The following is a 14,271-nucleotide window of genomic DNA, read 5'->3' as shown; positions in this document are numbered from 1 at the left end:
CATGAGTGAACTTCAGAGCCGTACGCTAAGCTATTATCGTCAGCAGCAGTATCAGCCGGGCTGGTTTGATCTGCTGAGCGTGATGATTAACGGTATGCTGCGTAATGCGGGGGCGCGTGAGAGCCACGCTTTCCTGCAACAGATGGGTGACACGCTGGCGACCCGTTATCCGCTGGGCGCGTCGCAAACCGTGGCGGATCTGGAGAATCAGATCAACGCGGTGCTGGCGCAGTTTAACTGGGGCTTTGTTGACGTACAGCCCCATGAGACCTCGATGATCATCTCCCATATGGCGCTGCCGCCGGGCGACGGGCTGATTGATGCTCATCAGTGGCGACAGGCGCTCGGCGCGGTTCTGCTGGGACTTTACGCCCGCTGGCTACGCGATCAGGGCGGTAACCCGTCCGTGCCGCTGGTGTGCGAAGAGACCGACAGCGAAGCAACGCTGAATTTCCGCTATCAGACATGAGGAAGATGAAGATGTCTCTGCTCAGGGTGAGCGTCATGGTGCTTGCAATGATGGTAGGCTGCGCGCAGGCGGCTTCGTCGGACGGCTGGAGCAGTTTTAAAAGCCGCTTTATGACCAGCGACGGCCGCATTCAGGATACCGGCAACAACAACGTCAGTCATACCGAAGGGCAAGGCTATGCCATGCTGATGGCGGTCTGGTACAACGACCGCAGCAGTTTTGACAGCCTGTGGGGCTGGACCCAGCAGCATCTGAAAAATCCGCAAAACGGCCTGTTCTACTGGAAATACAATCCGGCGGCGGCTAATCCTGTTGCCGACAAAAACAATGCTTCAGACGGTGACGTGCTGATTGCCTGGGCGCTGCTGAAGGCCGGGCAGAAGTGGCAGAACCCGGCATATTTGCAGGCTTCCCAAAACATTCAGAAAGCCATTGTCGATCGCGATGTCATCACCTTCAATGGTCACACCGTGATGCTCCCCGGCAGCCAGGGTTTTAACAAGACCAGCTACGTGGTGCTGAACCCGTCGTATTTCCTGTTTCCGGCCTGGCGCGACTTTGCGGCAAGCAGCCATCTGCGAGTCTGGACGGACCTGATCGACAGCGGTATGGATCTGCTGGCAAAAATGCGCTTTGGCGATGCCGGGCTGCCGGTTGACTGGGTGGCTCTCAACACCGATGGCAGCGTGGCTCCCGCCACCGCCTGGCCGCCACGCTTCAGCTATGACGCCATCCGCGTGCCGCTTTACCTGTACTGGTATGACGCGCAAAGCCTCCAGCTGGTGCCGTTTCAACGCTACTGGATGAATTTTTCACGGCTACAAACTCCCGCCTGGATCGACGTAATGAGCAACAACAAAGCGCCTTACAATATGGCTGGAGGGTTGCTGGCGGTGCGGGATCTGACGCTAAATCAGAGCGGCTATCTCAGCGATCGGCTGGACGACAACGAAGATTACTACTCTTCAAGCCTGCATCTGCTGACGTGGCTGGCGCTGAAGGATCGTTAACCTCTTTTCAGGCGCCTGGCCGCGAAACGTCAGGGAAAGGGCGAAATCACTTTCCGCCCTTTCTCTTACTGAGGATAGGCTACCCAATCCCCGCCGTTCAGCCGAATCCACGGTTTCCCCTGATACATCATCACCACCGCGTTATCGTTTTCCGACACTACCGGCGTTTGCGGCAGATGGTCCGTCAGCGTGGACAGATTCACATTGGCGGCGGTAAAGACCTGGCCGTCCACCACGCGTGAAACCAGTTCCGAAAGGGCTTGCAGACTGGTTGGCGTCGTGACGTTCAGCGGCTGGCCCCCATGCGGAGTCTGCATCCCCACAAACTTAATGCCGACCGGTACGTGAGTGATGGCCGGGCTGGGAATATCGCGCAGGCCGGACATCTGCAATTTATCGCCTTCCAGCGCTGCACCGTGCTCCGGCACCACAATGACCATCACCCTGCGGCCAGACTCATCCAGATTTGTCAGGAAAGTATCCAACTGGTCGAAAAGCTGCTTCGCGCGCGGTTGCCAGGCTGCGCTGCTGCTGCTGCCCAACTCGCGGGTGCCGTCATGCAGGGGAATCAAATTGTAGAAGGTGGCGCTGCGGGGCTCGGCGCTCTTTTGCCGGTCATCCAGCCAGCGCTGCATCACTGCGCCGTCGTTTAAAACCGGCGAGCTGTCAAAGGAGGTCAGTTCCGGTTTGATCCCTGCCTGCGACATCAGCGGGACGTGCAGATTACCCTCCTCGCGCAGCTCCTGTAGGTAGTTACCGAATACGCCCGTGTGGTCCATCATCAGCTGCTGCTTAAAGCCGAGCTTCGCCAGATTGTCGAACAGATAGCAACGCTGGTCGGCTGGCTTATACAGATCGCTGTGGGCGCTCTGGCCGCAGCTGGCTCGCAGCAGACGTATCCCTGCCGGGCCGCTGTAGCCCGTTGCTGAATTGTAGTCCGTCAGCAGGATATCGAAGTGCTGCCACAGCGGGTGATAGCGTAGCTGGGTGGCATCCAGATCGGACCAGGCCAGCGAGCAGATGTTAATCACGAGGATATCGAACGGCGCTGCGCCTGCCGGTAGCGCGTCAGGAAAATGGGTGATCTGCTGCTTCTGACTCTCGTAGAATTTATTCAGATAAGCCGTCAGGTTGGCGCTGGTTGGCGCAGCCGACTGGTCGAGTCCGCTTCTGGCGGCGGTGGGCTGCTGCGCGGTATGTAAGGTGGCCACCGGCTCGGCTTCTTTACCGGGCAGTAAGGCAAAAGAAGGGCCAGCGATATTCACCACGTTAATCCCCAGCAGCAGCAGCGACACCAGCACCGTAACCCTGACCCACTGGGCAATAAACAGATACAGCACCAGTATCACAAAGGCGGTGCCGACCATCTGCCAGTTGATAAAGCGGTTAGCCAGATCCAGCAGATAGACGCGGGAGAAGGCGGTAAGCTGGCTTCCCTGGCTCATAATGCTTTCCGGTCCCGGCAGCCAGGTGTCGTGCCAGAACAGGCCGATGCCGATCGGAATGGATAGCCAGTTGCGCAGCTGATGCAGGCCCTGTGAACGGATCGGCAGCAGCAGCCAGGCAAGGAACACCAGATTGGCCAGGGCGTGAAAGTTAAGATAGCCACCCCACAGCAGGGCGAATTTAATCAGGAAATAGACGTTCCAGCCGCCCAGGCCGCGCCAGGGAGAGTGCGCAGGCGGCACAGTGGTATCGCTTTGATTCATTTCTTGTCCGATGTGGAAGATTTACGTCGCCAGGTCCCTTCGTACTTCAATGCACGAGGCGGAGTTATGCGCAGGATCAGCCCGCGCCACTTTTCCGGTAGCCAGCGGGCATAAAAAGGCTTCAGCAGTAGCAGCAACAAAACCACGAGGATCAGGATTTGCACGCTATCCGTCAGGTTCATTCTGCGTCTTCCGGAGGCTGTTTACCGAGAGTGATGTCCTGCGGCTGGCGGCGCTCTGGCGGCGGTACAGCCGGATCGGCGGCGACGGCGGCCGGAGCCTGCACGGTCGGCGCAGAACGGCGGGACGTTTTTACCCTGCTGGCCATCTGCCTGACCTCTGACAGAATCTGTAAATCTTCATGCCACACCAGACGGTTGGTGAAGATCTCGTCATGGGGCAGGCGGAAAATGAACTTCACCGCTGTATCCAGATCGGTAAAGCGGCAGGAAGAGAGAAACAGCCAGAGTCGGTTGTCCGCCAACGTCACCAGATCGCCGTAGCGCCTAGGTTTACAAAGCGCCAGCGCCTGCTCCGGCTTCAGCTCCGGCACCGGGCGCAGCGCAACCAGCAGCCCTTTCCCGTTTTCTGGCAGCAGCGTATTGTTCACCAGTAATGCTACCGACTGACAGAATGACGCAAGAGGCAAAAAGCCCCGCTCCTGCAACGGCTGCATCGATTTCAGCAGGACGTTCAGATCGGCGGGAACGTGGCGATTGTAGGAGTGACCCTGAATGCCTTCGAGGGTGGTGAGAAAGCGCGACATCGGCGCGTTTAGCGGTACGATAGCGCTAACGCCGCAGGCCAGCAGCAGGCGCTCATCGCTATAGCGCAGGGTTGTCTGCATCTCCCGCACCACGATTTTAAGGCCGCTGCCGCGCGTGCGGCGCAGGCTGTGGATCTGCGCCGCCAGCTCGGCAATAGCTTCGCTGTGTTGCAGCGTAAACACTACCGTTGCGGCATTCGCCTGGATAGCGCGGGCGTAGAGGGCAGCGTTATCGGCAAACAAGCTCCACTGCCTGGACAGCGGGGGCGCCCCTTCCAGCACGGACTGTTCCGCGAGATAAAGCTGCTCATCATTCAGGGTGAGCGGCGTGTTTTGTTCTTCCAGGTTGAGCAGGGCAAAGCCGTGCTCACTGGCGGAGAGATGCATCGCGCGATCGGCAAGCATACCGTCGCCGTGAGCCCACCAGTTAATGCGGTAATTCCAGCTGTCCTGCTGCCAGTCGAGTTGAGAAAGTCCATCGAGATGGCGATAAAATGTTTGCAGATGGTTACGCAGGTTATTTATTCCCGAGCCAGAGGTAACGATCACCAGGGAAATTTGTTTCCCGCTGAGCCATTTTTGTAATTTTTTTAGCCACGGGCTCACTTCTTCAGCCGCTATTTTTTCCCAGAGCAGTGATGAAGTAAAAAATATCACCAGCCGCGGCTTTTCCGACAGTACGCGGGCGAGATCGTCAGTCAGACTCAGTAAGGCCTGGCGGGTTTCCGGCAGCGAAAAAAGTGGGATGGCATCGGGGCCGCCCTGCGGGGCTGGCGTCAGTAGAGACAGGGGCTGACAGCCACAGGTAATCAACGCGACCGCACGCTGCGCGCTGATGCACTGGCGTGTCAGCAACCGGGCGTCTTCTTCCCGATTTGCCGTGATCCAATAACACCCTGACGGCTGCATAAGCATTAATTCATCCCTGACCTGCTCAAAACCTAAAGTGAATGAAGGTGCCATACGTTTTTTCGCAACACGTCCTGTTATAAAGGGTGAAGTGTAGACCAGACAAATTTAGATTGTCTTTATTGTAATCCGCTAAATATACATTACAACTTACATCAAACCGATTTAGACTCTTGCTAAGACAAATCTTAAGCCAATATCAATGTTGGCCTGTTGCAGATACGCTAAAAGGTTATAACGATGAGTGAGACGCCACATCCGGTTTTTTCTGTGGGCAGCGAATCACAGGATGACATCCTGGCTTTAGCCGACGCTTTCTCTTTGCCGGGCTGGTCCTATGTTGACATTGCCCGCCAGGAAAGACTGTCGACGATTATCGCTCGCTGGCCGCTGCTGGAAGAGCTGGTCAGTCAGGCCGGAATAAAGGAGCAGTAATGCCGGTTGTTGCACTTCAGGGACTGCGGGGAGGAGCGGGCGCAACCTCGCTGCTGGCGTCGTTTGCCTGGGCTCTGCATGTGCTGGGTGAATCGGTCCTCGTCATCGATCTGTCGCCGGACAATCAGCTGCGCCTGCATTTCAATACGGCGATTGACCATCCTCGTGGCTGGCTTCGTACCGCTCTGGATCAACAACCCTGGCAGCACAGCGCGTTACGCTATGCGCCGGATCTCGATTTCATTCCTTTCGGGCAGTTGAGCGATCGGGAACTGATGATGTTTCTCAGTCAGCCGCTGGGCTATGTCGATGCCTGGGCGTCCCGGCTGACGGAACTGAAGCAGACCTATCGCTGGGTCTTACTGGATGTGCCTGCGGGCGAGACACCCTGGGCACGGGCGATGGTAGCGCTGGCAGATCGGTCAGTCAGCGTGGTGGTGCCCGATGCTAACTGCCATATCCGCCTGAACCAGCAGCGTTTTACCCGTGATAACCTGTTTTTAATCAATCAGTTTTCTACCAACAGCCACGCTCAGCAGGATCTCCATCAGCTGTGGCTGAGTAGCCTGAACAACCTGATCCCACTCCATATTCACCGTGATGAAGCGGTAGCCGAAGCGCTGCTGCGCAAGCAGCCTTTTGCTGAATATCGCCCGCAGAGCCTGGCGGCAGAAGAGATCCTGACCTTTGCCAGTTGGGCGCTGATCAACCTGCGTGAGAACGTGCAATGACGCCTCTGCGCTGGCTGCTTATTCCCCCGGCCTGGCAGGCACTGCATCATCGCTACGATAGCTTCAGACGGCAGGGTACGCCCGCGCTGACTTCGGCACTGCACTGTTTTTGGCTGGTGCTGGGCTGGTCGCTGTTGCGGTTTGAAGCGCCTGGCTGGCAGAAGATTCTGGCAGAGCGTCGACGACTGTATCCGCATATTTCTCCGGAAAGGCCGCGTCCGGCCGATTTACTCCGCTACTTTTTTCAGTCCGTCTGGCTACTGCTTATGCTGCCAGCAAAGGAACAAGGTGGTAGTGAGCGCTCACACGATTTTATCGGAAAGCGCTGGCGGCAGCGACGGTATCTCTGGCTGGAAGCGCTGGCGCAGCGTGCAAAAGATCGGGATATGGCGCACCGGGCGGACAGGCGTTTCAGTCGCCTGCCGCCGCCGCTGCGCAAGGGACTGTTTGGCCTGGTGATCGTTGCGGCGAGCGCGCTGGCGCTGCTCTGTATCTCACAGCCTTTCGACTTTTTCACCCAGCTGATTTTTGTGGTGCTGCTGTGGTGCGTGGCGATGGTGGTGCGGCGAATCCCTGGACGGCTACCGACTATGATGCTGATTGTTCTGTCGCTGACCATCTCCTGTCGCTATCTCTGGTGGCGCTATACCTCGACGCTGAACTGGGACGATCCGGTTAGCCTGACGTTTGGCCTGCTGCTGATCGCGGCGGAAACCTATTCATGGGTAGTGCTGGTGCTGGGCTACTTCCAGACGCTGTGGCCATTGCATCGTCAGCCGGTGCAGATGCCGGAAGACCCCGCCAGCTGGCCCACTATAGATTTGTTAGTACCCACTTACAATGAGCCGCTGAGCGTGGTGAAACCCACGCTGTACGCCGCGCTGGGCATCGACTGGCCGAAGGATAAGCTGACTATCTACGTGCTGGATGATGGCGACAGGACAGAGTTTCGGCAGTTTGCCGCCGAAATCGGCGTGAAGTACATTGCCCGCCCCAGCCATGACTTTGCAAAGGCGGGCAACATCAACTATGCGCTGCGTACCGAATGCCGGGGTGAATACGTGGCGATTTTTGACTGTGACCACGTACCAACGCGTTCTTTCCTTCAGGTTTCGCTCGGCTGGTTTCTGAAAGATCCTAAGCTGGCGATGCTGCAGACGCCGCACCATTTTTTCTCGCCCGATCCTTTTGAACGTAACCTTGGCCGTTTTCGCCGCACGCCGAACGAGGGCACGCTGTTTTACGGGCTGGTGCAGGACGGGAACGATGTCTGGAATGCGGCCTTTTTCTGCGGCTCCTGTGCCGTTATCCGACGCTCCGCGCTGGATGAGATTGGCGGCGTTGCCGTTGAAACGGTCACCGAAGATGCCCACACCTCGCTGCGCCTGCATCGCAAGGGCTATACCTCGGCCTATATCCGCATCCCGCAGGCAGCCGGGCTGGCGACGGAAAGTCTGTCGGCCCATATCGGCCAGCGTATTCGCTGGGCCAGGGGCATGGTGCAGATTTTTCGCCTTGATAACCCGCTGATGGGAAAGGGGCTGAAGCTGGTTCAGCGCCTCTGCTATGCCAACGCTATGCTGCACTTCCTGGCCGGTATTCCCCGGCTGATTTTCCTGCTGGCGCCGCTGGCCTTCCTGCTGTTCCACGCCTTTATTATCTTTGCCCCGGCGCTGACTATCGCCATCTTCGTCCTGCCCCATATGGTGCATACCAGCCTGACCAACTCCAGAATCCAGGGGCGCTGGCGGCACTCATTCTGGAGCGAGGTATACGAAACCGTGCTTGCCTGGTATATCGCCCGGCCTACCACCGTGGCGCTGTTCAGTCCGCACAAGGGCAGGTTCAACGTCACGGCCAAAGGCGGGCTGGTGGAGGAGCGCCACCTCGACTGGGTGATCACCAGGCCCTATATGTGCCTGGTGCTGGTCAATCTGGCGGGGCTGTTCGCTGCCTTCTGGCGTCTGTACTACGGGCCGCCGCATGAGGTGCTGACGGTGATCGTCAGTCTGGTATGGGTGCTCTACAACATGATTATTCTTGGCGGAGCGGTAGCCGTGTCGGTGGAGGCACGGCAAATTCGCGAGGCGCACAGGGTGGAGATCGCTATGCCTGCGGCGCTGGCGCGGGGAGATGGGCATATGCTGCCCTGCACGCTGCGTGATTACTCCGACGGCGGCGTGGGCGTGGAGCTGCGCCAGGAGAATCTGCTCAGCGAGAACGCCAAAGTCTTCCTGCTGCTACGTCGTGGTCAGCAGGAGTTCAGTTTTCCCTGCCGCGTACAGCGCGTTTTTGGCCGCCGGGTCGGTATCCGGCTGCATCAACTGACCACCGAGCAGCATGTGGCGTTTATCCAGTGTACCTTTGCCCGCGCTGACACCTGGGCCCTGTGGCAGGACAGTTTCCCGGAAGATAAACCGGTGCAAAGCCTGGCCGATATTGTGCTGCTGGGCTTTAAGGGATATTTGCGCCTGGCTGAATATGGTCCCGCGCCGCTGCGCAGGCTGTTTTTGTGGCTGACGCGAACGACTTTATGGCTGTTCACCTTCTTCCCTAAACGCGTGAGAAGAACAGGCTCCGCGCTACCCTGATTCCCTATGATGAAGACAAGATGACGAAAAAATTAGCCTGGTTCACTGCATTACTGTTGGGCGCGCTGCCTGGGGCGCAGGCGGCTCCGGACACTTATACTCAGCCGATGGCCGGTACGGAAATACCGCAGGCCCAGCCGGGTATCGATCCTGCCGCGCCGGTGCGCGAGTCCGTGCGATCATTTGCGCAGATTGCGCCGCCGCCGGGTAATTTTAACCTGCTGGGCACCCGTAACCAGGGACAAATCGAGTTTGGCGTACGCAGCGACGAGGTGGTAACTAAAGCGCTGCTGAATCTGCATTTCCGCCCTTCGCCGTCGCTGCTCCCCTCGCTGTCGCATCTCAAAGTGTATCTGAATGACGAGCTGGTGGGGCTGGTGCCTCTGACGGCGGAACAACTGGGGAAAAATAATCAGGTTCAGGTCCCGATCGATCCGCGTTTTATCGGCGACTTCAACCGTATCCGCCTGGAGCTGGTCGGACACTACGGCAATATCTGCGAAAACCCGGCCAACAGCGCCATCTGGCTGGATATCGGCAAGGAGAGCACGCTGGATTTATCGCTGCAAAAGCTGCTGGTGAAGGACGATCTGTCCCATTTCCCGGAGCCATTCTTTGACGCGCGCGACAGCCGCCCGCTGACGCTGCCGATGATTTTTGCCAGCGCACCCGGCCTCGGCCAGCAGCGTGCCGCCGCGGTGCTGGCTTCCTGGTTCGGCACTCAGGCCGACTGGCGCGGCCAGAGTTTTCCGGTGCTCTATAACCAGCTGCCTGACCAGCAGCACGCCGTGGTGTTCGCCACCAACGACAGCCGTCCCGATTTCCTGAAACTGCTGCCGCCGGTTGATAAACCGACGGTGGAAATGATCGGTCGTCCGGGAGAGCCGTACCAGAAATTGTTGCTGATCCTTGGCCGCGATGACGGCGACCTGCTGACGGCGGTCCAGGGAATTGCGCAAGGCGAGCTGCTGCTGCGGGGCCAGGCTGCAACCATTGACGGCGTGAAAGATCTGGCGCCTCGCCAGCCTTACGATGCGCCAAACTGGGTGCGCACCGATCGTCCTACCACCTTTGCTGAGCTCCAGCAGTTTCAGGGGCAGCTTCAGGCTGACGGGATGCAGCCTGGGCCGATTTCACTGACGTTGAAGCTGCCGCCGGATCTGTTCCTGGTCCGCGCGCGCGGGATCGATATGGATATCAACTATCGCTATACCTCGCCGGTGCAGGATGACGGTTCGCGGCTGGCGGTGAACCTTAACGATCGGTTCGTGCAGGACTACCCGCTAACCAATAAGCGTGACGAAGGCAAGCAGCTGCTGCGCATTCCGCTGGTGCAGGGGCTGCTGGACGGCGGGACTCAGCTGACCATTCCGGCACTGCGCCCTGGCGTCGTTAATCAATTGCGCTTTGATTTTGACTACGCCAGCACCTTTATCGGCGGCACCTTTAATAACAACACCAGCGAAGGCCGCTGCGAAACCATCGTGCCGGTGACCAACCATGTAGTTATAGGTGGCAACTCAACAATCGATTTCTCCGGCTATCGTCACTATATCGAAATGCCTGCGCTGGGCGCGTTCGCCAACGCGGGATTCCCGTTCAGCCGCAGCGCCGATCTGGCGCAAACCCTGGTACTGGTCAGCGACAGGCCAGAGCCGGGCAAAGTCAGCGCGCTGCTCAACGTGTTGGGCAATATTTCCGCCCAGACGGGCTATCCGGCGCTGAAAATACGCCTCGCCGATGACTGGAACCAGGCGAAGCAAAGCGATGCCGACCTGCTGATGATCGGCGCATTGCCCCAGCAGCTCAGGGACGACGATAAAATGAACCTGCTGGTTGAGGCGGCCAAAAGCTCGATCAACAAGCCTAACCGGCAGACGATGTTCTCAAGCGACACTTCTTCCCCTGACGATCGGCGTGCGGAGAGTCTGACCACCGTCAGTTCTGCGGGGCCGATGGCGGCGCTGGTTGGCTTCCAGTCGCCGTTCGATCCCCAGCGCAGCGTGGTAGCCCTGCTGGCCGACAGCCCACGCGCCTGGGCGTTGTTGAACGGCGCGCTGATCGACAACGACAAGCGTGCCGCTATCTTTGGTTCGGCATCGGCGATCCGTGAATCCGGCGTGCGCAGCCTGCGGGTGGGCGACACTTACTGGGTCGGCCATCTGCCGTGGTGGGAACGCGTCTGGAATGCGCTGGCTTCTCATCCTGTGCTGATGGCGTTCTTTGCCACCGCGGTGGTGATCCTGTTTGCCCTGCTGGCCTGGCGACTGATGCGCCGCATCAGCCGCCATCGTCTGGGTGATGAGGATGACGAGTAGTGAAACGTTCGCTGCTCAGCCTTGTTCTGCCGGTATTGCTGCTGCCCTTGAGCCGCACGGTTCCGGCTGCGGGGCAGGTTGAGCCTGTCGACTGGCTGCTACAGCAGGTCAGGATCGGCGAAGCCAGCAATAAATATGACCTGGTCAGCCAGTCGCTGTATCGGCTGGAAAAAATTGCGCCGGATAACCCGCAGGTGCTGGCAGCGCAGATTCGCCTGGCGCTGTATCAGGGAGATCGGGACAAGGCCCGCCAACTGCTGGCGACGCTGCAACAGCGTTCGCCCGATTCGCTGGCAACCCGTCAGGCAGAAGCGAGTATTCGCTTACTCTCTGAGGCCGGACGGCAGCAGTTGCAGCAGGCCAGGCTGCTCGCCACGTCCGGCCACCTGGCTGAGGCGCGCGCCGCGTACGACAAACAGTTCAACGGCGTTTTTCCCTCCGGCGAGATTGCGCTGGAGTACTGGCGGTTAGTGGCGAGGCTGCCGGGCCAGCAGACGCAGGCGCTGGCTGCGCTCTCCGCGCTGGAAAGCGCTGCGCCGGGCAGTATCAACCTGCGCATGGCAATTGCCCGGATGGAAATGAGCCGCAATAACCCGGCGGCGGCGCTGAAGCAGCTTCAGGCCGTGGCCGCCGATCCGGCGGGCCGGGTTCAGGCCGCAGAGCTTTGGTTGAGCAGCATTAAATCACAGCCGGTTACGCCGCAAAGCGTGGCCCAGCTGAACGTCTATCTGAAGACGTTTACCAGTGATAAACCGCAGGCCGACGGACTGGCAGAGCTGGCGCGCCAGCAAAAGCTGCTGGCTGAACCCGCTTATCAGCAGCGGCTTCGCGGGTTGATGTTGACAGACAGAGGGCAAAGCGCCTCGGCTATTCCGTCACTTCGCGCCGCGCTTAAGGCTACGCCGGACGATCCCGATCTGCTGGGCGCAATGGGGCTGGCGCTGTCCAGGGCTAACAATCGGCAAGCGGCCAACGGCTATTTCCAGCGAGCCATCGTGGCTGATGCGCAGGGGACGGATATTGGCAAATGGCGTAGCCTTTTGCATTCCAACCAGTACTGGCTGGCGATAGCTCAGGGTGATAAGGCGCTGGCCACAGGCGATACCGTCCAGGCAAGCCGTTATTATCAGTTGGCGCGCCGCCTGGACAGTCGTGACGGCTATGCCCTGATTGGGCTGGGGGACGTTGCGCTGGCGCAAAACAAACCGGCGACGGCGGAAGCGTTGTTCAGAGGTGCGCTGCGGGTGGACCCCAGCAATACCACCGCTTCCCGTCGGCTGGCGGCGCTTTACCAGCAGCAGTCGGCGCAGAAAGCGATAGCCTTTATCAACGGTTTGTCGGCGGCGCAGCAACGTGCGCTGGGTGAGACGCTCTCCGGCCTGCATAGCCGCGAGCTCAGTGATGAGGGCGACAGGCTGGCCGATGCCGGAAACGGGCAGCAGGCGGCAGAGAAATACCGCCAGGCTCTGCACCTTTCCCCGCAGGACGTCTGGCTGAATTACCGTCTGGCGCGGGCGCTGCGACAGGCTGGTCAGCCACAGGTGGCCGACAATCAGATGCTGGCGATGGCTCGCCAGCAGCCGGAAGTGGCGTCCCAGGTTTATGCTAACGCGCTCTATCTTTCGGGCAGCGGTCGGCCGGAGGAAGCGCTGGCGCGCCTGTATGCGCTGCCTGCGGCAAAATGGGATCAAAGCATCAGGGATCTCAATACCCGGCTGGAAACCGATCGGACAATCGAGCGGGCGGAGGCGCTGCGGGCTCAGGGAGGTGAAGCGCAGGCCATCGTTCTGCTGGGCACGCTGCCTGACTCTTCCCGCCGGACGCTATTGCTGGCCGACTGGGCATTGGCGAGAGGCGACAGCGAGGAAGCGCTGCGACGCTACCGTCAGGTAAAAAAACGTGAGCCTCAACATCCCGATGCGAGCCTGGGCGAAATTGAGGCGCTGGTGGCGCTGAATCAGCTGGTGGCGGCCAGGCAGCGGCTCAGTTCGCTGCCTCCTGAGGCCGTCACTCAAAGCGTGAACAGCGGACGACGCGTAGCCAACGCCTGGCTGGCGGTGGGCGAGCCGCAAAAGGCCGCCGCGCTGTACGCCGCGCTAAAACCGCTGGCGGCCAGAGAAGGGGCGTCGCAAAGCAGCAAGTGGCTGTATCGCGATGCCGCCGAACTCACCCGTCAGCAGGACAGCACGCTGACGCTGGAAGAGGACTATTCCCGTAATAAAGGCACCGGCGGCGTGTCGGACTTCACCGCCCATACCACGATGATGGAGGCTGCGACGCCGTTCGCCCAGGGTAAAGGCTTCCTGCGGCTGGATAACGTCGATGTTTCAGCCGGGCGCTTCTCGCGCAGCAGCAGCGGCACTATTGAGGAAAACTTCGGAACTTGTGCAAATAACGATGCCGTCTGCAATCGGGATTTCCGCCAGCACCAGAATGGCACCAGCATTGGGCTGGGCTACCGCAGCGACCGGTGGTCAGCGGACATCGGCACCACGCCGCTGGGATTTGCGGTGACCAACTGGGTTGGCGGCGTCACCTGGCATACCGATTGGCGGGATCTGGGGCTGTCGCTTACCGCCTCAAGGCGACCCATTTCCAGTTCGCTACTTTCCTGGGCAGGGACGCGGGACCCCAACCTCGCCAGCGGCAAAACCTGGGGTGGCGTAGTCGCCACCGGCGGCGCGCTAGGCATTAGCTATGACCAGGGCAACGCCAACGGCGTCTGGGCCGATCTCAGCGCGCATCAAATCACCGGGGAAAACGTGGCGGATAACTCCCGGCAACGGCTGATGGCTGGCTATTACTACAAGCTAATCAATGAGGATAACCGGCGGGCGACAGTTGGCCTGAACGGTATGCTCTGGCACTACGCCAAAGACCTGAGTGATTACTCACTTGGGCAGGGGGGCTACTACAGCCCGCAAAGCTACGGCTCACTGTCGATCCCCGTGAGCTGGCGCCAGCGCAGCGATAACTGGTCTTACGATTTGGGCGCCTCCGTTGCCTGGTCCAGGGCGAAAACCCGCGCGCAGCCGCGCTATCCGCTGGATTTCGGCTCGCTGACCAGCGATAACCCTCTAAGCAGCGACAGCCGCAGCAGCGGATTCGGCTATACCCTGCGGGCGGTGGTGGAGCGTCGGTTAACGGCGCACTGGACGCTGGGCGCAGGTCTGGATATTCAGCAGGCTAAGGACTATACCCCCAGCCACGCCCTGATCTTCGCCCGTTATTCCATGGCCGGTTGGGAAGGCGATTTGGACATGCCGCCCGTTCCGCTTAGCCCTTATGCCGACTTCAAATAGCGCTACATCGCTGTTAAGCGAGCTAAATTTG

General features: G+C 59.5%; 10 protein-coding genes. 7 read left to right on the top strand and 3 right to left on the bottom strand.

Going from position 1 to position 14,271, the window contains the following annotated elements; all coding sequences use genetic code 11:
* Window position 1 precedes the first annotated feature (1 nt).
* Both bcsD and NG99_RS05400 read left to right on the top strand, forming a co-directional pair.
* On the top strand, window positions 2-469 hold the full coding sequence (gene bcsD / locus NG99_RS05405; RefSeq protein ID WP_034889164.1) for a cellulose biosynthesis protein BcsD: 468 nt from the start codon (window positions 2-4) through the stop codon (window positions 467-469).
* A 35-nt stretch (window positions 470-504) separates the two neighbouring features.
* Window positions 505-1,479, top strand: coding sequence for a glycosyl hydrolase family 8 (locus NG99_RS05400; RefSeq protein ID WP_034889437.1), 975 nt, complete (start codon window positions 505-507; stop codon window positions 1,477-1,479).
* A 65-nt stretch (window positions 1,480-1,544) separates the two neighbouring features.
* Here the strand turns inward: NG99_RS05400 and bcsG are convergent, their stop codons facing one another.
* The 3 genes from bcsG to bcsE are packed head-to-tail and all read right to left on the bottom strand — an operon-like array spanning window position 1,545 to window position 4,917.
* Window positions 1,545-3,188: a cellulose biosynthesis protein BcsG gene (gene bcsG, locus NG99_RS05395; RefSeq protein WP_052130562.1), complete on the bottom strand. Its 1,644-nt coding sequence runs from the start codon at window positions 3,186-3,188 to the stop codon at window positions 1,545-1,547.
* The gene (bcsF, locus tag NG99_RS05390; protein ID WP_034889162.1) at window positions 3,185-3,370 is read right to left on the bottom strand and encodes a cellulose biosynthesis protein BcsF; all 186 of its coding nucleotides are present in this window, start codon (window positions 3,368-3,370) and stop codon (window positions 3,185-3,187) included. The genes bcsG and bcsF overlap by 4 nt, the downstream gene beginning before the upstream one ends.
* Window positions 3,367-4,917: a cellulose biosynthesis protein BcsE gene (bcsE, locus tag NG99_RS05385; protein WP_034889160.1), complete on the bottom strand. Its 1,551-nt coding sequence runs from the start codon at window positions 4,915-4,917 to the stop codon at window positions 3,367-3,369. Before bcsE ends, bcsF begins: the two co-directional genes overlap by 4 nt.
* A gap of 186 nt (window positions 4,918-5,103) precedes the next feature.
* Between bcsE and bcsR the strand changes: the two genes are divergently transcribed.
* From bcsR to NG99_RS05360, 5 genes are read left to right on the top strand one after another with little or no spacing between them, the layout of a single operon-like run.
* Window positions 5,104-5,298: a cellulose biosynthesis protein BcsR gene (gene bcsR / locus NG99_RS05380; RefSeq protein ID WP_034889158.1), complete on the top strand. Its 195-nt coding sequence runs from the start codon at window positions 5,104-5,106 to the stop codon at window positions 5,296-5,298.
* The gene (gene bcsQ, locus NG99_RS05375) at window positions 5,298-6,029 is read left to right on the top strand and encodes a cellulose biosynthesis protein BcsQ (RefSeq protein ID WP_034889156.1); all 732 of its coding nucleotides are present in this window, start codon (window positions 5,298-5,300) and stop codon (window positions 6,027-6,029) included. The genes bcsR and bcsQ overlap by 1 nt, the downstream gene beginning before the upstream one ends.
* The gene (bcsA, locus tag NG99_RS05370; RefSeq protein ID WP_034889154.1) at window positions 6,026-8,620 is read left to right on the top strand and encodes a UDP-forming cellulose synthase catalytic subunit; all 2,595 of its coding nucleotides are present in this window, start codon (window positions 6,026-6,028) and stop codon (window positions 8,618-8,620) included. Before bcsQ ends, bcsA begins: the two co-directional genes overlap by 4 nt.
* 20 nt (window positions 8,621-8,640) lie before the next feature.
* Entirely contained in the window at window positions 8,641-10,938 is a 2,298-nt protein-coding gene (gene bcsB, locus NG99_RS05365; protein ID WP_034889152.1) for a cellulose biosynthesis cyclic di-GMP-binding regulatory protein BcsB, read from the top strand.
* Window positions 10,938-14,240, top strand: coding sequence for a cellulose synthase subunit BcsC-related outer membrane protein (locus tag NG99_RS05360; RefSeq protein WP_034889150.1), 3,303 nt, complete (start codon window positions 10,938-10,940; stop codon window positions 14,238-14,240). Before bcsB ends, NG99_RS05360 begins: the two co-directional genes overlap by 1 nt.
* The last annotated feature ends 31 nt before the right edge of the window (window positions 14,241-14,271 follow it).

Origin of the sequence: Erwinia typographi (assembly GCF_000773975.1) — a bacterium.
Lineage (GTDB): Bacteria > Pseudomonadota > Gammaproteobacteria > Enterobacterales > Enterobacteriaceae > Erwinia > Erwinia typographi.
Note: the sequence above shows the minus strand (reverse complement) of the source record. Positions and strands in the feature narration are given on the sequence as shown.

What these genes read in the sequence shown, in the direction of transcription:
- bcsD (WP_034889164.1), top strand. Translation starts at nt 2, where the DNA reads ATGAGTGAACTTCAGAGCCGTACGCTAAGCTATTATCGTCAGCAGCAG.
- NG99_RS05400 (WP_034889437.1), top strand. Translation starts at nt 505, where the DNA reads ATGGTGCTTGCAATGATGGTAGGCTGCGCGCAGGCGGCTTCGTCGGAC.
- bcsG (WP_052130562.1), bottom strand. Translation starts at nt 3,188, where the DNA reads ATGAATCAAAGCGATACCACTGTGCCGCCTGCGCACTCTCCCTGGCGC.
- bcsF (WP_034889162.1), bottom strand. Translation starts at nt 3,370, where the DNA reads ATGAACCTGACGGATAGCGTGCAAATCCTGATCCTCGTGGTTTTGTTG.
- bcsE (WP_034889160.1), bottom strand. Translation starts at nt 4,917, where the DNA reads ATGGCACCTTCATTCACTTTAGGTTTTGAGCAGGTCAGGGATGAATTA.
- bcsR (WP_034889158.1), top strand. Translation starts at nt 5,104, where the DNA reads ATGAGTGAGACGCCACATCCGGTTTTTTCTGTGGGCAGCGAATCACAG.
- bcsQ (WP_034889156.1), top strand. Translation starts at nt 5,298, where the DNA reads ATGCCGGTTGTTGCACTTCAGGGACTGCGGGGAGGAGCGGGCGCAACC.
- bcsA (WP_034889154.1), top strand. Translation starts at nt 6,026, where the DNA reads ATGACGCCTCTGCGCTGGCTGCTTATTCCCCCGGCCTGGCAGGCACTG.
- bcsB (WP_034889152.1), top strand. Translation starts at nt 8,641, where the DNA reads ATGACGAAAAAATTAGCCTGGTTCACTGCATTACTGTTGGGCGCGCTG.